18 protein-coding genes are annotated in these 19,578 nt (G+C 65.3%); 17 read left to right on the top strand and 1 reads right to left on the bottom strand.

Annotated elements, in window-relative coordinates; translation table 11 throughout:
- Positions 1-1,200: a mandelate racemase/muconate lactonizing enzyme family protein gene (locus RMR04_RS27870; RefSeq protein ID WP_311911766.1), complete on the bottom strand. Its 1,200-nt coding sequence runs from the start codon at positions 1,198-1,200 to the stop codon at positions 1-3.
- Positions 1,201-1,407: 207 nt separating this feature from the next.
- Between RMR04_RS27870 and RMR04_RS27865 the strand changes: the two genes are divergently transcribed.
- From RMR04_RS27865 to RMR04_RS27785, 17 genes are all read left to right on the top strand, one after another.
- Positions 1,408-2,169: a GntR family transcriptional regulator gene (locus tag RMR04_RS27865; protein WP_311911765.1), complete on the top strand. Its 762-nt coding sequence runs from the start codon at positions 1,408-1,410 to the stop codon at positions 2,167-2,169.
- Between the two features lie 77 nt (positions 2,170-2,246).
- Positions 2,247-3,227 carry a 2-hydroxyacid dehydrogenase gene (locus RMR04_RS27860; protein ID WP_311911764.1) on the top strand — a complete coding sequence of 327 codons (981 nt, stop codon included), beginning with the start codon at positions 2,247-2,249 and terminating at the stop codon, positions 3,225-3,227.
- Between the two features lie 96 nt (positions 3,228-3,323).
- A complete protein-coding gene (locus tag RMR04_RS27855) occupies positions 3,324-4,127 on the top strand; it encodes a transporter substrate-binding domain-containing protein (protein ID WP_311911763.1) in 804 nt (267 codons plus the stop codon).
- 222 nt (positions 4,128-4,349) lie between these two features.
- Positions 4,350-5,009, top strand: coding sequence for an amino acid ABC transporter permease (locus RMR04_RS27850; protein ID WP_410492295.1), 660 nt, complete (start codon positions 4,350-4,352; stop codon positions 5,007-5,009).
- The gene (locus RMR04_RS27845) at positions 5,009-5,662 is read left to right on the top strand and encodes an amino acid ABC transporter permease (protein WP_311911761.1); all 654 of its coding nucleotides are present in this window, start codon (positions 5,009-5,011) and stop codon (positions 5,660-5,662) included. Before RMR04_RS27850 ends, RMR04_RS27845 begins: the two co-directional genes overlap by 1 nt.
- Complete coding sequence (locus RMR04_RS27840; RefSeq protein WP_311911760.1) at positions 5,643-6,374, top strand: amino acid ABC transporter ATP-binding protein; 732 nt, start codon at positions 5,643-5,645, stop codon at positions 6,372-6,374. The genes RMR04_RS27845 and RMR04_RS27840 overlap by 20 nt, the downstream gene beginning before the upstream one ends.
- Before the next feature lie 152 nt (positions 6,375-6,526).
- Positions 6,527-6,688, top strand: a complete 162-nt coding sequence (locus RMR04_RS27835; protein WP_311911759.1) for a hypothetical protein — start codon at positions 6,527-6,529, stop codon at positions 6,686-6,688.
- 414 nt (positions 6,689-7,102) lie between these two features.
- A complete protein-coding gene (locus tag RMR04_RS27830; RefSeq protein WP_311911758.1) occupies positions 7,103-8,350 on the top strand; it encodes an extracellular solute-binding protein in 1,248 nt (415 codons plus the stop codon).
- 4 nt (positions 8,351-8,354) lie between these two features.
- A complete protein-coding gene (locus RMR04_RS27825; RefSeq protein ID WP_311911757.1) occupies positions 8,355-9,305 on the top strand; it encodes a carbohydrate ABC transporter permease in 951 nt (316 codons plus the stop codon).
- Positions 9,305-10,132 carry a carbohydrate ABC transporter permease gene (locus RMR04_RS27820; protein ID WP_311911756.1) on the top strand — a complete coding sequence of 276 codons (828 nt, stop codon included), beginning with the start codon at positions 9,305-9,307 and terminating at the stop codon, positions 10,130-10,132. The genes RMR04_RS27825 and RMR04_RS27820 overlap by 1 nt, the downstream gene beginning before the upstream one ends.
- 13 nt (positions 10,133-10,145) lie before the next feature.
- Positions 10,146-11,333 (top strand): ABC transporter ATP-binding protein, encoded by a 1,188-nt coding sequence (locus RMR04_RS27815; protein ID WP_311911755.1) that lies wholly within the window; start codon positions 10,146-10,148, stop codon positions 11,331-11,333.
- 14 nt (positions 11,334-11,347) lie between these two features.
- The gene (locus tag RMR04_RS27810) at positions 11,348-12,379 is read left to right on the top strand and encodes an L-idonate 5-dehydrogenase (RefSeq protein ID WP_311911754.1); all 1,032 of its coding nucleotides are present in this window, start codon (positions 11,348-11,350) and stop codon (positions 12,377-12,379) included.
- 114 nt (positions 12,380-12,493) lie between these two features.
- The gene (locus RMR04_RS27805; protein ID WP_311911753.1) at positions 12,494-15,415 is read left to right on the top strand and encodes a heavy metal translocating P-type ATPase; all 2,922 of its coding nucleotides are present in this window, start codon (positions 12,494-12,496) and stop codon (positions 15,413-15,415) included.
- A 64-nt stretch (positions 15,416-15,479) separates the two neighbouring features.
- A complete protein-coding gene (locus tag RMR04_RS27800) occupies positions 15,480-15,752 on the top strand; it encodes a heavy-metal-associated domain-containing protein (protein ID WP_092174549.1) in 273 nt (90 codons plus the stop codon).
- Between the two features lie 309 nt (positions 15,753-16,061).
- The gene (locus RMR04_RS27795) at positions 16,062-17,567 is read left to right on the top strand and encodes an ABC transporter substrate-binding protein (protein WP_311911752.1); all 1,506 of its coding nucleotides are present in this window, start codon (positions 16,062-16,064) and stop codon (positions 17,565-17,567) included.
- A gap of 150 nt (positions 17,568-17,717) precedes the next feature.
- Positions 17,718-18,665 (top strand): ABC transporter permease, encoded by a 948-nt coding sequence (locus RMR04_RS27790; protein ID WP_311911751.1) that lies wholly within the window; start codon positions 17,718-17,720, stop codon positions 18,663-18,665.
- Positions 18,658-19,560, top strand: a complete 903-nt coding sequence (locus tag RMR04_RS27785; RefSeq protein WP_311911750.1) for an ABC transporter permease — start codon at positions 18,658-18,660, stop codon at positions 19,558-19,560. The genes RMR04_RS27790 and RMR04_RS27785 overlap by 8 nt, the downstream gene beginning before the upstream one ends.
- Positions 19,561-19,578: the final 18 nt, after the last annotated feature.

Genomic DNA, 19,578 nt, shown 5'->3' with positions numbered 1-19,578 from the left:
TCAGAGGCTGGTGCGGCGGACGGTGAGGTCCGAACGCTCGAAGACGGCGGGCAGGAGCTCGACGCCCAACCCCGGGCCTTCCATCGGCAGGACATAGCCGTCCTTGATCACCGGCATGGTGGTGACGAGTTCGTTGTACCAGCCGGTGTAGAAGGCGCGCACCGATTCCTGGATCAACGTGTTGGGCTGGCTGAAGGAGGCGTGGATGGCGGCGATGAAGCCGACCGGGCCGATGCAGTCATGCGGGGCGAAGGGGCGGTGATAGGTTTCCGCCATCGCCGCGATCTTACGGCCCTCGGTCAGGCCGCCGGTCCAGCACAGGTCGGCCATGACGATGTGCATGGCGTCGCGGTCGAGCATGTCCTTATAGGGGAAGCGCGAGCCCAGGGTTTCGCTGGCGCAGACCGAGACGGTGGTCGAGCGGGCGTATTCGGCCAGCGCCTGCGGCGAGTTCATCCGGATCGGATCTTCATACCAAGTCGGGCTGTATTGCTCGAGCTCGCGGGCGATCTTGATCGCGGTCGGCAGGTTCCAGAGCGAGTGGAACTCGACCATGATCTCGATCTTGTCGCCCACCGCCTTGCGGATCTTCTCGAAGGGCTCGACCGCCTTCCGCATCTGCGCGGGCGTGATGTAGAGGCCCTGGTTCTCGATCGCCGGTGGGTCGAACGGCCAGATCTTCATCGCCGTGATGCCGCTTTCGAGCAGGCTCTCGGCGACTGCATCGGCGCGATTCATGAAGCCGTCGAGATCCTCATAAGGACCTTCGGTCGCGCCGAGATTCCAGGTCGAGACCGGCTTGATGTTGTGCGAGCGGACATAGTTGTAGCCGGCGCAGGTGTTGTAGATGCGCTGCTTGTCGCGGCAGAGGCCGCCGAGCATCTGGTGCACCGGCTGGCCGCAGACCTTGCCGAAGACATCCCAGAGCGCGATGTCGACGGCCGAGGTTGCGCGCGATTCGACGCCGGTCGAGGCCTGCGCCATCGGCAGGTTCGACATCTCGCGATGCAGCGCCTCGATATGCAGCGGGTTCTTGCCGAGCAAGCGCATGGCGAGCGTGTCGTGCAGGTGGGATTCGACCGCGCCGGCGCCGTAGAAGGTCTCGCCGAGCCCGATCACGCCGGCATCTGTATGCACCCGCACCCACAGGACATTGGCGAACTCTTCCGTCCGCAGCGTTTCGATGGCGGTGATCTTCAAGGCCTGCCTCCCATGGCGGCTGGCGTTCTTCGCCGGCTTGCGCGCCGGGGAACGCCTTGGTTGATTGTCGTGTCGACCATAGCTCCAGGCGGAGGCATCAGGTCAAAGCAGGCCGACCATAGGAGCGCTTGTAAAATATCACAACATGTTTATGGTCGATGCCAAGATGGAGCCGTATAACGAGTTCCACGGCGGAGGAGATGCGAGATGGCCAAGCGCGCGAGCCGGCCGGCCCTGATCGAGGTGGGTGAGGCGGGTGTCCCGCCGCGCCGCAATCGCATCAATCTGTTCGAACTGGCCTATCACCGCATCGAGGAATTGCTGGTGAAATGCGAGCTCGCGCCCGGGCGCTTCCTCGCCATGCAGGATCTCCAGGACATGACCGGTTTCGGCCGGACGCCGGTCCATCACGCGGTGAACCGTCTCGCCGCCGACACGCTGATCATCATCCGCCCGCGTCATGGCCTGCAGATCGCGCCGATCGACCTCGCCCGCGAGCGCGTGCTTTTACATCTGCGCCGCGATATCGAGCGCTTCGTCATCAGGCTCGCCGCCGAACGCGCCGGACCCTCGCACCGCAACCAGATGCTGCATATGGAGCGTTTGCTGCGCGAGAAGCGCGATGGCTTGACGCTGGCCGAGTTCAACACGCTCGACCGCCGCATCGACCAGATGGTGCTGGCCGCCGCCGGCGAGCCCTTTCTGGAGCATACGCTGCGGCCGCTCCACACCATCTTCCGCCGCATCGGCTTCATCCATCACAGCTATATGGCTGAGAGGACGAGTCTCGACGGCACGATCGACCATCATCTTGCCGTGCTCAACGCCGTCGCCACCAAGCATGTCGACCGCGCGGTCGCGGCCTCGGATGCGCTGATCGCTTTCGTCGACGGCATGTTTGACGAGATGGAGAGCCGTATCGACCCTTCTCTCCTGGATTGCAGCATCGAGCCCCTGCTCGGCGCTTGAACCGCAAGAAGCCCCTGAAACACGACAAGTCCCTGAAACACGACAAGCCCCTGAAACACGAAAAGTCCTGCCCGCCCATGCGCATCATCTTCCACGGCGAGAACGCCGCCTCCTTCAGCGCCGGTTTCGCCGACCTCGTCGGTCCGCAGGCCGATATCCGCATCCTGCCGGATGTCCTGGGTGTCGGTGCCGATCAGCGCGCTTATGCCGATGCCGATGTCATCATCGGCACGAAGTTCGGTGCAAGCCTGCCGGTTCCGGCGCGATTGAAGCTCTTCCATGTGCCCGGCGCCGGCTATGATGCGGTCGATCTCGGGCTGCTCCCGGCTTCGGCGAGCGTCTGCAACTGCTTCGGCCATGAGCAGGCGATCGCCGAATATGTGATGAGCGCGCTGCTCGCTCGGAGCATTCCGCTCGCGGATGCCGATCAGCGTCTGCGCCGGGGCGACTGGGCCTATTGGGCGGGCTCTCCCGAGCGGGTCCATGGCGAGATCGCGGGCAAGACCATCGGCCTGCTCGGCTTCGGCCATATCGGCAAGGCGATCGCAAGGCGCGCCAAGGCCTTCGAGATGAACGTCCATGTCGCCAACCGCAGCGCCGTGCCGGTCTCGGACCTCGTCGATCGCGCCTTCACGCTCGACCGGCTCGACGCGTTCTGGGGCTCGGCTGACGCCATCATCGTCTCGGTGCCGTTGACTGAGGAGACCAAGGGCATCGTCGGGGCCACAGCCTTCGCCGCGATGAAGCCGGACGCCGTGGTCGTCAATGTCGGGCGGGGGCCGACCATCGACGAGACGGCGCTGTTCGAGGCGCTCAAGGCCGGCCGGATCGGCGGCGCGATCATCGACACATGGTATCAGTATCCCGGCCCGGACCAGGCCGAAACCTTGCCGTCGGAACAACCTTTCCACGAGCTTTCAAACGTTTTAATGACGCCGCACATGTCCGGCTGGACCAGCGGAACCATCCGCCGTCGCCAGCAGACCATGGCCGACAACATCAAGCGCTGCTTCTCCGGCTCCTCGCTCGAGAATGTCGTGAGAGCAAGGAAGTCGTGAGAGAAGGACGTTCCGCGACCTGACGATCAAGCAACCGGCCAAATGAAGCCGGGGCCCAAAAACAAACCATCCGCGAAGCCCAAGGAAACGCAACCAATGAACCTGATGAAACATCTCAAGGTCGCCGGGACGCTGCTCGCGCTCGGCGCCGGCATGCTGGCCGCGAGCCAAGCCTCGGCCCAGTCGATCACCGACATCATCAAGCGCGGCTCGGTCAAGATCGGCGTGCTGATCGGCGCCCCGCCCTATGGCTCCGTCGACTCGCAGGGCAATGCGATCGGCTATGATGCCGACGTCATCGCGCTGATCGGCAAATATCTCGGGGTCAAGGTCGAGATGGTGCAGCTCACCCCGCCGGCCCGCATTCCGGCGCTGGAAGCCAACAAGGTCGACTTCCTCGTCGCCACGCTGGCGCCGACGCCCGAGCGCGCCAAGGCGGTGATGTTCTCCATCCCCTACAGTGCCTTCCAGACCGGCATCTACGCCAAGAAGAATGTCGCCATCAAAACCTGGGACGACCTCAAGGGCAAGAAGGTCGGCGTCAACCGCGGCTCCAGCGTCGAGCGCGAGTTCACCAGCCGCGAGAAGGAGCTGAACCTCACCATCCTGCGCTTCGAGGACGACGCCACCACCATGCAGGCGCTATTCTCCGGTCAGGTCGAGGCGATCGCCGGCCCCGACGCCCAGGCCAATGCCGCGATGAAGGCGCGCGGCGAGACTGAGACGGAGCTGAAGTTCTTCTTCGGCATGCAGCCCAACTCGATGACCATGCGCAAGGACGCCTATGAGCTGCGCCAGTGGCTCAACAACTTCATCTACTACGTCAAGCAGAACGGCGAGCTCGACGCGATCTCGCAGAAGTGGGTCGGCGGCCCGCTGCCGCCGCTTCCAACCTTCTGATCCGCGCTACCCGAATGCCGGTGCGCTGCCTTGCGTAGCGCGCCGGTAATCCCCGACCTCGGGAACATGGCGCGAAAAACGGGAACCGGTTTTCGCACAAGCCATGCTCCGTCTTTCCTGACGGTCACGCTTTTCGCAATCGGACAATGTCGTCCGATTGCGGCGTGATCGCTGCCGAAGGAGCGCGCGTTGCTCTTCCAAGACGTCATTTCCAAATGGCCCATGATCCTGAACGGGGTCATGCTCACCATCGCGCTGTCCTTCGTCGCGATCGCGCTCGGCCTCGTGCTGGCGACGCTGATGAGCGCGCTGCGCAGCCTCGCGGGCAGCTGGGCCGGCTACATCGTCGACGCCTATGTCGAGCTGATGCGCAACACACCCTTCCTGGTGCAGCTCTTCATGATCTTCTTCGGGTTGCCCCAGATCGGCATCCGCATGGACGGCCTCGAGGCCTCCATGCTGGCGATGACGCTCAACCTCGCCGCCTATGCGACCGAGATCATCCGCGCTGGCGTCGACTCGATCCATAAATCGCAGATCGAGGCCGGGCTGGCGCTGGCGATGAGCCGGCGCCAGGTCTTCCAGTATGTCGTGCTGCAGCCGGCCTTTGCCCGTGTCTGGCCGGCGCTGTCGAGCCAGTTCGTGCTGATGATGCTGGCCTCCAGCATCTGCTCCTTCGTCTCGGTGCAGGAGCTTTCGGGCACGGCCGCGATCATCGAGCAGGACACCTTCCGCAGCTTCGAGACCTACATCGTCGTCACCGTGATCTACCTCGTGCTGGCGCTCTCGCTGAAGCTCTTCCTGAACTGGCTCGGCCGCAGGATCTTCCCCCAGGTCTCCGGGCTGGCCCGTGTCACCGAAGCGCATGGGGAGGCCGCCTGATGCAGACCTTCGGTTGGCCCGAGGCCTATTTCATTCTCCGCGCCGCGAGCTGGACAATCGCGCTCACCGCCATCGCCTTCGTCATCGGCGGCCTCTTGGGCGGCGTTCTCGCCATCATGCGCCTGTCGCGGGTGAAGCTGCTGCGCCGCTTCGCTGCCGGCTACATCCTAGTGATCCAGTCCATTCCCGTGCTCATGGTGCTGTTCATGAGCTATTACGGGCTCTCGGCTGTCGGCATCGAATTGCCGCCTTTCCTCGCGGCGTCAGCCTCGCTCGCGATTTACGTCTCGGCCTATCTCGCCGAGATCTGGCGTGGCTCGATCGAATCCGTGCCGCGCCAGCAATGGGAGGCCTCGGCCTCGCTGGCGCTGACGCGCGGCCAGCAATACCGCTACATCATCCTGCCGCAGGCCGCGCGCATCTCGCTGCCACCGACGGTCGGCTTCCTCGTCCAGCTCGTGAAGAACACCTCGATCGTCCAGGTCGTCGGCTTCGTCGACCTGATGCGCGCCGGCATGCTGGTCAACAACGCGACCTATCAGGCCTTCCAGATCTTCACCCTGGTGGGAGCGATCTACTTCGCCATCTGCTTCCCGCTTTCCAGGCTCAGCCGACATCTCGAAAAGGTGATGAATGCCAGCCGTAGTCATTGACGACGTCTACAAGAAGTTCGGCGCGCTCGAGGTCCTGAAAGGCGTCTCGCTCAGCGTCGACACAGGCCAGGTCGTTGCGATCATTGGCCGCTCCGGCTCGGGCAAGAGCACGCTGCTGCGCTGCATCAACGGGCTCGAGATCTTCCATGCAGGCCGCATCGAGGTCGCCGGCCACGCTGTCGACCAGGACCCCAAGCGCCTGCGCGAATTGCGCAAGGATGTCGGCATCGTCTTCCAGAGCTACAACCTGTTCCCGCATCTGACTGTCGGGCAGAACATCATGCTCTCGCCGCGTATCACTCAGGGCGTCTCGACGGCCGAGGCGATGACGCTGGCGCGCGACGTGCTGGCGCAGGTCGGCCTCTCCGAGAAGTTCGACAGCTATCCCGATAATCTCTCGGGCGGGCAGCAGCAGCGCGTCGCCATCGCCCGTTCGCTGGCGATGCGCCCGAAGGTGATGCTGTTCGACGAGGTCACCTCGGCGCTCGATCCGGAGCTGACGGGCGAGGTGCTGCTGGTGATGGAGAAGCTCGCCAAGGGCGGCATGACCATGCTGCTGGTGACGCATGAAATGAATTTCGCCCGCACCGTGGCGAGCACGACGGTGTTCATGCACCAGGGCAAGATCTGGGAAAGCGGGCCGTCGAAGACGTTGTTCGCCGATCCGCAGACGCCGGAGCTGCGCAATTTCGTCAGCGCCGGCGCGCATTGAAGCTGGCCAACGACCCGGCTAGTCGAGTTTGCGAAGAAACATTGCGTCATCCTGGGCGAGCAGAGCTCGACCGGGATCCATCGTAGAGCGCAGCTCCATACGATGGATCCCGGGACGACCTGCGGTCGCCCAGGATGACGTGGCATTCTATCTTGGCACCGCGTTCCTCTTCCGACGACATCCTTGAAGCTTTGCGTAGGGGCGATGCGCCGGCCGCGCGAGCGGCGATCCAGGAGGATATCCGCTGGGGCAACGTTCTGATCGACGCGCTGGAGCTGCAGAACGAGGCGAAGCGACTGGTTGCGTCAGGCTGATTGCAGGGCGAGGCGACCCGTCTTGTAAAATATCACAACATGTCTATCATCACTCGTGACGGAGCCGAGCTTAAGAAGTTCCGCAGCGGAGGAAAGTCAGGCGGCAGGCCCTGGAGATGATCCGGGAGCGCCGAAGCGGAGCGAGCGCTCCGTCCCCCCTTCGCTGGCTAGAGATGCGGCCCGTTATCCGGGCTGGAATTCAGGGATCGAGCTGGCTGCGGCTTTGCTCGCCGTCCCAGCCGTTTGACGTGGAGAGAGACACAACAATCCGCGGTTCTCATCAAAAAGTGAGAGCAGGATCGATGCGAAAAACCGGTTTCCACTTTTCGCATCCTGCTCTAGCGCGCCGCTTCAACCATCGGCGACCCGGAAAACCGGGCGCTTTCGCCTCACGGGGCATATCGGAGGAACGCCATGACCGGGATTTCGAGGACTGGAATTTCGAGACGCACATTGCTGCAGGCCGCATCGGGCGCCGCAGCCATGAACGTGACGCGCGGCTTCGCGCAGGCCAAGGAGACCGTGACCTTCGCGGCCGCGACCTTTGCGGAGGCCGGCCGGGGCGACAAGCTGAAGGCCTGGATCGAGAAGTTCAACGCCTCGCAGGACAAGGTCGAGGTCCAGCCGGTCGCGATCCCGTTCTCCCAGCTCGCCAATACCGTCTTCACGCAGATGGGCGGCGGCGGCGGGCCCGATCTCGTGCGCTTCGACCAGACCGACTTCTTCGCGGCTCTCCCCGCCAAGCGGATTCTGCCGATCGACGACATCGTCGATGCGAGCAAGTACACCTTCCAGGCGCCGGACAAGTTCCTCAACGTCGAGGGCAAGCGCTACGGCGTCGTGTTCGAGCTGGCCAACTACCAGCTCATCTACAACCCGGCGCTGCTGAAGGGCGGCGAGCCGCCGAAGACCTTCCCCGAGTTCCTCGCCGCGGCGAAGGAAGCGACGGGCAAGGGCCAGTTCGGCTATGCCTTCCGCGCGACGATGCCCGAGCGCTCCGGCTTCTGGCAGGACCTGACGAACTACGTCTACGGCTTCGGCGGCAACTGGGCCGACGGCAAGCAGCTCACCCTCAACAGCCCCAAGGTCGTCGAGGCCATCACCGCCTACAAGCAGGTTTACGATGCCGGCGTGATCCCGAAGGGCGCCGATGCGGCGACCTATCGGCGAATGTTCTGGGAAGGCAAGATCGCCATGAACATCGACAATGGCGGCGTTGCCGGCATCTTCGCTGCGCAGAACCCGAACCTGAAGTTCGCGGCCGCGCCCTCGCCCTTCCCGAACCGCCAGCAGGGCCTGATCCTGACCGCTTTGTCGGTCAACGCCAACACCAAGAACAAGAAAGCCTGCGGCGTCTTCATCAACTGGATGCTGCAGCAGGCCGCGCAGTCCGAGCTGCAGGGCATCCTCGGCGCTGCGAGCGTCGCGACCCCGGTCGAGCGGCCGAAGGCGGATCTGGAGCGTTCGCCCTGGCTCGGCGTCTACGACGCGCAGACACCCTACGCGCTGCCGCAACTCGTGCTCGGCTTCGAGACCAAGACGCTGGAAGTCCAGCAGGTTGTCGTCGAGCAGGTGCTGAAGATCCTGGTCGGCAACGCCGATGTCCAGAAGACGCTGGACGAGGCGCAGTCGCTGGCGCTGAAGCGCATCGAGCGGCAGTGAAGCCATGACCGACACCGCCAAGCTCAGCACGGCGATGGCCGGCCGCTCCCCGCGAAGCGGGGCGCGAGACCGGGAGAGTCGCTGGACGCCTTATCTCTTCATCGCGCCGGTCGCGCTTTATCTGGCGGTGTTCCAGGGCTATCCGCTGCTGAGCGAATTCGTGCTCAGCTTCACCCAGACCTCGCTGCTGGCGCCGCAGGATGCCCGCTATGTCGGCCTGCGCAATTATCGCGACCTCGCAACCTCCAGCGATTTCGCCTCGGTGCTCTGGATCACGGCGCTCTATACCGTAGCCTGCGTCGTCTGTGCGATCGCTCTGGGTCTCGGGGCGGCGCTGCTGCTCGACCGGCCGTTCCGTGGGCGCGGGCTGGCGCGAGCCCTCGTCACCGTGCCCTGGGCGGCGCCGCCCGTGGCCGTCGCCACCATTTTCGCCTGGATGCTCAACGCCCAGTACGGCATCTTCAACCACGTCCTGAAGCTGATGGACTTCGAGATCGGCTATGAGAGCTGGCTCGACAATCCCAAGCTCGCCATGCCGGCGATCCTGTTCACCACGGTCTGGCAGATCTTCCCCTTCGCCTCGGTCGTGCTGCTCGCGGCTCTGCAGGGCGTCTCGGAGGAGGTGCGGGAAGCGGCGACAATGGACGGGGCGGACCGGCTCAGCGTCTTCAAGGTCGCCGTCTGGCCGACGATCCAGCCGACCGTCGCGCTGCTCGCGCTCTTCGTCACGATCTGGTCGCTGCGGCGCTTCGACCTGATCTGGGTGATGACGCAGGGCGGGCCGATCGGCGCGACCAAGACGCTCGTCATCGAGCTCTATACGCGCGGCTTCGTCACCCGCGAGCTCGGCGAGGCCGCCGCGGTCGGCATGATCGGGCTCACGATCGCCCTCGTCGTGACCTTCGTCTACTTCTGGTACACGCAGCGCACCGAGCGCGCGCAGGGGCGCCGCTGATGAGATCGCCAGCCTCCCACGCCGTGCGCATGGCGCTGATCATGGTGCTGCTCAGCGCCGCGCTGTTCCCGATCTACTGGATGGTGGTCACCTCCCTGACCTCCTCGGCGAACCTCTTCGCCGACCGGCCGCAGATGCTCCCCGACCCGAGCCAGGCGTTCAACTACGCCGAGACCTTCGCCAAGACGAGCGTGCTGCTCTGGCTGAGGAACAGCGCCATCGTCGCGGTCGGCACGATGGTGCTGTCGATCCTGCTGGCGATCCTGCCGGCCTATGCGCTGTCGCGCTTCACATTCCGCGGCAAGGGCCTGCTTGGCTTCGTGCTGTTCGCCACGCAGATGCTGCCGGAGGCGATGCTGGTCGTGCCGCTCTACGCGATCTTCGCCAAGCTCCTGCTGCTCGACACGCTCGGTGGGCTGATCCTCGCCAATGCCGCCTTTACCGTTCCGGTCATCACCTGGATTCTGAAGGGCGCGATCGACGGCGTGCCGCTGGAGATTGAGGAAGCGGCGCGCATCGACGGCTGCTCGCGCATCGACATCGTGCTCGGCATCGTCCTGCCGGTGGTGGCGCCGACGCTTGCTGCAGCATCGGTGATCGCGTTCTTCCACGGCTGGAACGAGTACGTCTTCGCGCAGACGCTGGTGCTGAGCCAGGAGCTGCGCACCGCTTCGGTCGGCCTCGCCAGCTTCGTCGGCGAGCTCTCCACTCCGATCCACACCGTCATGGCCATCGGCGTGATGTACACGCTGCCGGCCGTCGCCTTTTACCTGATGGTCCAGCGCTATGTCGTCGCCGGCATGACCGCCGGCAGCGTCAAGGGCTGAGAAAGAAACATAAATGGCCTCGATCACGCTCAACCACGTCGCCAAGCATTTCGGCAACAAGGTCGCGATCTCCGACATCGACATGAAGGTCGAGGACGGAGAATTCCTTGTGCTACTCGGGCCCTCCGGCTGCGGCAAGTCCACGCTGCTGCGCATGCTGGCCGGCCTGGAGACCGCGACCAGCGGTGAAATCCATGTCGGCGGTCGGCGCGTCGACCAATTGCCGCCCAGCGCCCGCGACATGGCCTTCGTCTTCCAGTCCTATGCGCTTTATCCGCATATGAGCGTGCGGCGGAACATCGCCTTCCCGCTGATCATGCGGCAGTTCAAATGGTGGTTCCACATCCCGCTCCTGGGCGGGCTTGCCAAGCGCCGCATCGAGCGCTCGCCGGCCGTCAGCGAACTCGTCGAGAAGACGGCGCGGACGCTCTCCCTGATCGAGATGCTCGACCGCTATCCGCGCACGCTCTCGGGCGGGCAGCGCCAGCGCGTCGCGCTGGGGCGCGCCATGGTGCGCCAGCCCGAGGTCTTCCTGATGGACGAGCCGCTCTCCAATCTCGACGCCAAGCTGCGCTCGGCGATGCGGGCGGAAATCACGCGGCTGCACCAGCGCGTCGGCGGCACCTTCGTATATGTGACGCATGATCAGGTCGAGGCCATGACGATGGGCACGCGCATCGCCTTGATGCGCGACGGCGTGATCCAGCAATTCGGCACGCCGCGCGAGATCTACACCTCGCCCGCCAACACCTATGTCGCGCGCTTCATCGGCACGCCGCCGATGAACCTGATCGAGGGCCGCATCGATGCCGGCATGATCAAGCTCGGCGAGGCGAACCTGCCCTTGCCGCACGCGCTGGCGGCGGCCGGTCGCGGAGCTGGTCGCGACCCGGTTCTGCTCGGCATTCGCCCCAATGCGCTGACGCTGGCTGCGCCTGGCGGGCCGGGCCAGCTCGCCGGCACGGTCAGCCTCGTCGAGCATGTCGGCGCGGAATCGGTCGTCGCCGTCAAGCTGAGCCACGCGGCGACTGCCCATGACGAGGAAGGCGCGGTGGCGGGCGAGATCATGATCACCACGCAAGGCTATAGCGAGCTCAAACCCGGCGATCCGGTCTCGGTGGTGCCGGATCTCTCAGAGGCCGTGCTGTTCTCCCGCAGCACGGGTGAGCAGCTACGCGCCGGCCTCGCTTTGGCGGCTTGAAGGAGGCCATCCCGATGAAAGGCGTCATCATTCACGCTCCTCGCGATCTCAGGATCGAGGATATCGCCGTCGTTGCGCCGCAAGCCGGCCAGGTGCGGGTCCGCATTGCCGTCGGCGGCATCTGCGGCTCGGATCTGCATTACTACCAGCATGGCGGCTTCGGCACGGTGCGGATCAAGCAGCCCATGGCGCTCGGGCACGAGATCGCCGGCGTTATCGAGGAGATCGGCGAGGGCGTCTCGCACCTCGTTCCCGGCATGCGCGTCGCGGTCAATCCGAGCCAGCCCTGCAACGCCTGCCGCTATTGCCAGGAAGGCATGCGCCATCAATGCCTGAACATGCAGTTCATCGGCAGCGCGATGCGCTTTCCTCATGCCCAGGGCGGTTTCCGGCAAAGCCTGACCGTCAACGCCTATCAGGCGGTGCCGGTCGGCGACACTGTCAGCATGGGCGAAGCCGCGATGGCCGAGCCCTTCGCCGTCTGCCTGCATGCCGGCAAGCAGGCTGGATCGCTGCTCGGCAAGCGCGTGCTGGTGACGGGCTGCGGGCCGATCGGCGCGCTCTGCATCGTGGTCGCGCGCCTGGGCGGAGCGGCGCAGATCGTCGCGACCGATGTCGCGGAGGCGCCCCTGGTGACGGCCCGGACTCTCGGCGCCACGCAGGCCGTCAACATTGCGGCGCAGCCCGAGGCGCTCGAGGCCTATACTGCCGACAAGGGCACCTTCGACGTCCTGTTCGAAGCCTCGGGCAATGGCCGCGCTTTGGCCGGTGCGCTCGATGCGATGCGCCCTGGCGGTGTCATCGTGCAGGTCGGGCTCGGCGGCGACATGACCCTGCCGATGAACCTCATCGTTGCCAAGGAACTGCGCCTGCACGGCACCTTCCGCTTCGATGCCGAATTCCAGCTCGCCGTCGATCTGATGAGCAATGGTCTCGTCGATCTGAAGCCGCTGGTCAGCGCCACCTTGCCGTTCAGGCGTGCGGTCGAGGCGTTCGAACTCGCCGCGGACCGGTCGCACGCGATGAAGGTGCAGCTGGCGTTCTGAGATCGTACCGCCTTCTGCCGATTGAAGAAAATACCATCTAGCCTGCAAAATACCCCTTGAACCTCTAGTGACTAGAGCAATTAAGCTCGTCATCACTGGTCAAGGAGATGTCTGATGACGCTGCCCGCGGAAGCCCTCAAGGGACTGGAATCGCAATCGAAATCCATCACCTGGAAGGTCGATGGCATGGATTGCGGCAGCTGCGCCTCGACCATCCGGACCGCGCTCGAAAAGCTGCCGGGCGTCTCCGACATCAAGATTTCCGTGACCAAGGAGACCCTGAGCCTGGCCTTGGCGGAGGGAACCACGACTGCGGACGCCATCGAGGCGCGCGTGAAGCGGCTGGGCTTCGGGCCGACATTGCAGGCCGCCAAGGCAAAGCCGGCAGAAGTCCGCAGCCACGACCATGCTGGCCACGACCATCACGCCCATGAGCATGGCAAGCACGACCACTCTGCTTGTGGCCACGACCACGACGCTCACGACCACAAGGCTCATAGCCATGCGCCCGTGCAAGCTGCCGTGGATGAGTGTGGCTGCGGCCATGACCATGCCGCGCCGGCTCCGAAGCCTATTGAACAGCATGCGCATGACCACTCTGCCTGTGGCCATGACCACGACGCTCATGATCACGGCGCTCATGACCATGCGCCCGCGCAGGCTGCGGCAGATGAATGCGGCTGCGGCCATGATCATGCTGTGCCGGCTCCCAAGCCTGCCGAACAGCATGCGCACGACCATTCCGCTTGCGGGCATGAGCACGACCATGATCATCACCATGGCCATGATCACGCGCACCCGGCCGGGGCCGCTCATGCCCACGCCTCTGCAAACCGGGCTGCCGAGGTCGTTGCAGCCGATGCGCTGAGCTGGAAAGTCGCCGGCATGGATTGCGGCAGCTGCGCCGCCACCATCCGGACGGCGCTGGAAAAGATGCCGGGCGTCAGCGATCTGAAGATCTCGATCACCAACGAGACCTTGTCCTTGCGCCTCGCCGCAGGCAGCGCCGGGGTTTCGGCGATCGATACCCAGCTCAGCCGGCTTGGCTATAAGCCGACATTGCTCACGGTGCCCTCAACTGTGAGCGAGGCTGTTCCTGTTGCGCCTCCCGAGGCGCCGCGCCGCTGGTGGGCGACCTCGAAGGGCAGGGTGGCGATCGCGGCCGGCCTGCTTCTTGCCGCCGCCTATGCCGTCGGTTTGGTGTTCCCGCAGGCCGCCTTCGCGGTCTTCGCGCTCGCGACGGTGATCGCCGTCGCGCCGATCGCAAAGCGCGCCGTGATGGCCGCGCTTGCGGGTGCGCCCTTCACCATCGAGATGCTGATGACGATCGCCGCCGCCGGTGCGCTCTTCATCGGGGCGATCGAGGAGGCGGCCGTCGTCGTCTTCCTCTTCGCCGTCGGCGAGGTGCTCGAGGGCGTCGCCGCCAACAAGGCGCGCTCCGGCATTCGCGCGCTTGCGGCGCTCGTGCCCAAGACGGCTTTGCTCGATGAGGGCGGGAGCGTGCGCGAGGTCGCCGCCGCCTCGCTGCGGATCGGACAGATCGCGCTGGTGCGGCCGGGCGACCGCGTCCCGGCCGATGGCAGCGTGGTCGCCGGTTTCTCCAGCGTCGATGAATCGCCGATCACCGGCGAATCCGTGCCCAAGGGCAAGGAGCCGGGCGCTGCGATCTTCGCCGGCTCGATCAACCAGGAAGCGGCGCTGCGCATCAAGGTCGAGCGCGCGCCGGAGGACAACACCATCGCCCGCATCGTGGCGCTGGTCGAGGAGGCGCAGGACGCCAAGGCCCCGACCGAGCGCTTCATCGATCGCTTCTCGCGCATCTACATGCCCTGCATCGTCGGCCTGTCGCTGCTCGTGGCGGTGCTGCCGCCGCTGTTTGCCGGCGCGGAATGGTCGGTCTGGATCTATCGCGGCCTGACGCTGCTGCTGATTGGCTGCCCCTGCGCGCTCGTCATCTCGGTGCCGGCTGCGATCGCCTCAAGCCTGTCGATGGCGGCCAGGCGCGGCCTGCTCGTCAAGGGCGGCGCGGTGGTCGAGGCGCTGGCTCGGACCCAGATCGTCGCCTTCGACAAGACGGGCACCTTGACCTGGGGTCGGCCGGTCGTGACCGACATCGTGCCGGGCGCTGCCAATGCCGGCCGCCTGCTGGCTTTGGCCGGTGCGGTCGAGCGCGAATCCAGCCACCCGCTGGCGGAGGCCATAGTGGCGCGGGCGCAGGACGACCGGGCCGCCAAGCTCGTGGTCTCGGCCACGCGCGCCATTCCCGGCAAGGGCATGGAAGCGCTCTTGGGTGAAACCCCGATCTTCATCGGCGCGCCCCGCTTCGCGACTGAGCGGGCGGCGCTGCCCACCGAGATGAACGAGCGGATCGCGGCGCTGGAGGCACAGGGCAAGACCGTCGTGGTCGTGCTCGAGGGCGAGACCGTCGCCGGCCTGATCGCCCTGCGCGACGAGCCGCGCCCGGACGCCCGCGCCGCGATCGCCGAACTCAAGACGCTCGGCCTGCGCGCGGTCATGCTGACGGGCGACAACCGCCGCACCGGCGAGGCCATCGGCGGCCAACTCGGCATCGAGGTCCAGGCCGAGATGATGCCCGAGGCCAAGGTCGAGGCCGTGCGCGCCTTGCGGCAGGCCGGTCATGTCGTGATGGTCGGCGACGGCATCAACGATGCGCCGGCGCTCGCCGCTGCCGATGCCGGCATCGCCATGGGTTCGGGCACGGATGTCGCCATCGAGGCCGCCGACGCAGCCTTGCTGAAGAGCCGCGTCGGCGATGTCGTCAGGCTGATCCGGCTGTCGCGCGCGACCATGGCCAATATCCGCCAGAACATCGTCATCGCGCTCGGGCTGAAGCTGCTCTTCCTCGTCACCACGATCATCGGCGCGACCGGGCTCTGGATCGCGGTCCTGGCGGATACGGGGGCGACGGTTCTCGTCACGCTCAACGCGCTGAGGTTGCTGGGTTTCTTCAAGGGCGAGGACAGCCCCCAGACCGCTGCACCCGAGACTCGAAATTTTTCTCCGGAACACGCTTGACCTTCCCATCAGGGCAAGCCGCAGCCTGATCCCACCATCAGCCAAACCACAAAGGACGCTTCTCATGTGTTCATGCAGCCAACATGCGGCCCCCACCAAGACAGAGACCGGCGCGACGCCGGATCAGGCGGTGATCCTCCTGGTCGACGATATGACCTGCGGCCACTGCGCCGGTACGATCAAGGGCGCGATTGAGCAGGCGCTGCCTGGCTCGTCCGTCACCGCCGACCCGGCCTCCAAGCGTGTCACCATCACCGGCGCCAGCGACAGCGCCGCGATCCAGGCGATTGTGACCAAGGCCGGCTATACGCCGCTGCTGGCAGGCGCTTCTGCCTGAAATCCGCCGGACGCTGCCTGAATCTCGGGCGGCGGCGAGAAATTCCATACAATACGGGGCCCCTGGCTGGGTTTCGAATTGCGACAAGACGGGCGGCTCCCACGACTGAGCCGTCCGCAAAACGAGCGGGCCGGCCCGGCAAGACATGTAAGCAAGACATGCGGGAGAGCTATCGTATATTAACGTTATAACATATCAGATCGACGGCATCATGAACTCGGCGGGGCCGCCTTCGCGGGCGCTCTTTACCGAATATCGCGAGAGCCAGTCGGCGAGACGGGAACAGCGAACAACAACGGAGTCGTCAGCATGATTACGCGAGTAGGGTGTGTTGCATCCTTCCTCTATACTCTGGGCCTTGCGGGTGCGGCTTTCGCGCAGGGCGGCGGCAAATTCGTCATCGCCGAGAACTTCCCGCCGCGCGCCGGCTTCGCGCTCGAAACCGACGACGCCAACGTCCTCTCCAAGGCAGGCTGCCTGGAAATGCTGACGCGCATCGATTTCGACGGCAAGCTGAAACCTTCGCTCGCGACCTCGTGGACGCAAACCGCGCCCGATACCTGGGATTTCACCTTGCGCAAGGGCGTCAGCTTTCAGGACGGCCAGGCGCTGACGGCGGCAAACGCCGCTGCCGCGCTCAATGCGGTGCTCAAGGTCACGGCTCCGGCGCGCGCCTTTTCGCCCAAGCTGATCAAGTCGGTCGAGGCGATCAATGACGACACGGTGCGCGTGACCACGCCTGTCGCGTCCGTGCTGACGCCATTGCGGCTGGCTGCGGCCAATACCGGCATCCTGTCGCCGGCGGCCTATAAGGACGGTAAGATCGACCCTGTCGGCACCTGCACCGGCCCCTTCGTCATTACGCGCGTCAACGGCCAGCAAGGCATGTCGCTGAAGCGCAACGACAAATACTGGGGCGGGGCGGTCAAGCTGGCGGAGGTCGAGATCAAGTTCATCCCCGACGCCAATGTCCGCGCCACGCAGGTGCGCACCGGCGAGGCTCATGTCGGCGCAGCGGTCCCGGCCTCGACGCTGGCCACGCTGAAATCGACCGCTGGCCTCAAGATCGAGAGCATCGCCACGCCGCGCACCAGCACCTTGCTGATCAACACCAAGAAGGCGCCGCTCGACAATCCCAAGGTCCGCCAGGCCCTGCAGATGGCGCTCGATCTCCAGGGCATCGCGGCCAGCGTCTATGAAGGCTCGGTGCAGCCGGCTGTGGGCCCCTTCGCCCCGGCCGAACCCTGGGCTCCCAAGGGCGCCAAGCCTGCGGCTTATGATCCCAAGAAAGCGCAGGCCCTGTTGGCAGAAGCCGGCATCAAGCCGGGCTCGCTGACGCTCGATCTCTTCGCCTATGTCGAGAAGATCGAGTTCAAGGATCTCGCGGCGATCCTCCAGGACCAGTTCAACGCGATCGGCGTCAAGGCCAATATCCGCGTCGCCGAATACAAGGCGCTGGAGCCCGACATACTGGCGGGAAAATATGACCTGGCGCTGCTTTCGCGCAGCCACATGATCGATGTCGCCGATCCCGCGGGATATCTGCAGTCGGATTATGGCTGCGGCGGCGGATACAACCTGTCGCACTACTGCAATGCCAAGTTCGACGAGAAGCTCGCCAAGGTCGCTGGCGAGGCCGACCCCGCCAAGCGCTATGCCGTCTATGCGGAACTGGCTCAGGATTTGCAAAATGACGCGGTGAATATCTTCGTCATCCACGAGGCCGGCAACGACGCCTACAGTGCGAAAGTCCGCAACTACAAGATCCATCCGCTGTATCAGTACACGCTGACGCCCGAACTCGCACTCGAGTGAGCGGCCGCTTCGACAAGGCTGGAGGCGTCCTACGATTTTCGCGGGCGCCTCCGCTGCAAACCCTGGAGCATCGCGCGAAAAAGTCGGCACCGGTTTTTCGCAGGAGCAATGCTCCAGACTTTTGGAAATCGCTGCGGAGAGGAACCTGCCATGTGGCTCTTCGTTACCCGCCGACTGGCCGTTCTCCTGCTGACCTTGCTGGTGGTGTCGGTCTTCGCCTTTCTGATCCCCTATCTCAGCGATGGTGACCCGGCTCTGCTGGTCCTGCGCTCCCGTGTGGCCGATTTCCAGGTCGACCAGGCTGCGGTCGAGGCGCTGCGCCATCAGCTTGGGCTCGATCGCTCCCTGCTCGCGCAATATCTCGGCTGGCTCAATGCGGCGCTGCATGGCGATTTCGGCTATTCCTACACCAGCCGTGCTCCGGTGATCGACCAGATCGGCCGCTCCCTGCTCGTCTCGATCACGCTCGCAATGTCGGCGCTCGGCATCGCCATCGTCATCGCGGTGCCGCTGGGCACGGCGGCGGCGACGAGGCCGGGCGGACCCATCGACACCGCCGCGACCTTCATCACCCAGACCCTGGTCGCGATCCCCGAATACTGGATGGCGCCGATGGGCATCCTGGTGTTCGCGCTTTATCTCGGCTGGCTGCCTTCGGCGGGCTGGGACGGCATGTCGTCGCTGGTGCTCCCCGCGATGGTGCTGGCGCTGCGGCCTTTGGCCTATTTCACCAGGGTGACGCGCGCGGCGATGATCGACGTGCTGCAGGCGCCCTACATCACCGCCGCGCGCAGTCGGGGCCTGGGCATGACGCAGACGGTGCTGCGCCATGGCGTGCGCAACGGCGCCATTCCCGTGGTCACATTGTTTGCGCTCTGGCTCGCCGGTCTGCTCGGCGGCTCGGTCGTGGTCGAGGTCATCTTCGCCATCCCCGGCATGGGCCGATTGATCTACGAAGCGGTGATCAACAAGGATATTCCGGTCCTGCAGGCGAGTTTCGTCGCGATCGTCGCCCTGTCGGTGCTGATCAATACGCTCGCCGACATTCTCTACGCGGTGCTCAATCCGATGGTGAGGATGGCCCATGCACATGCCTGACGCCATGGCCGCGCCGCTCTTCGATGTCGCGAACAGGGCTGCCGCGCGCCCGTCCATCCTGCGCCGCGCGCTAGGCTTCGCGCGCCAGCGGCACTGGGTCTTCTCCGCCGGCGTCGTGATGTTCGCCATCGTCCTGCTGCTGCTCTGCTGCGCGCATTGGCTGACGCCCTATGATCCTGCCTCGCAGAGCCTGCTGCAGCGCCTGCAGGGGCCGAGCAGCCGGCATTGGCTGGGCACGGACCATCTCGGCCGCGACCAGCTCAGCCGCCTCCTCGTCGGCGGCCATTTCGCGATCATCATCGCAGCTGTGACCCTGGTCCTGTCGGCGGTGATCGGCACGGTGATCGGCGTGATCAGCGCGCGCCAGGGCGGCTTCGTCGACGAGATCACGATGCGGATCGTCGATCTGCTGATCTCCTTTCCCGATGTCGTCGTGGCGATCTTCCTGATCGCGCTGATGGGGCCGGGCTATGGCACGCTGATCGTGGCGCTGACCGTGGTGAGCTGGACGCCCTTCGCCCGGCTGGCGCGCGGGCTCGCCATCGAGATCAATGCCAAATCCTATATCCGGGCGGCCGAGATCCTGGGCTGCTCGCGCCGCTTCATCATCCTGCGCCACATCATCCCCAACGCGATCCGGCCCCTGGCGGCGATGGGGTTCCTGCGCTTCGGCCACAAGCTCATCACCGTCGGCGGCCTGTCCTTCATCGGGCTCGGCGTCCAGCCGCCCCATGCCGACTGGGCGGCGATGATGGCGAGCTCCCAGCCCTATCTCGAGCGCGCCCCGCTGCTCGTCATCTGCCCCGGCCTGGCGATCTTCCTGACCGCTCTCAGCGTGACATGGATCGGCCAGGGCCTGGAGACCAAGCGCAAGACGGCGGGAGACCAGGCATGATCGCACCAGCCGCCAACG

It is taken from the genome of Bosea sp. 685 (assembly GCF_031884435.1).
GTDB lineage: Bacteria > Pseudomonadota > Alphaproteobacteria > Rhizobiales > Beijerinckiaceae > Allobosea.
The sequence above is the reverse complement of the archived record's forward strand: the minus strand, read 5'-3'. Positions and strand labels throughout refer to the sequence as shown.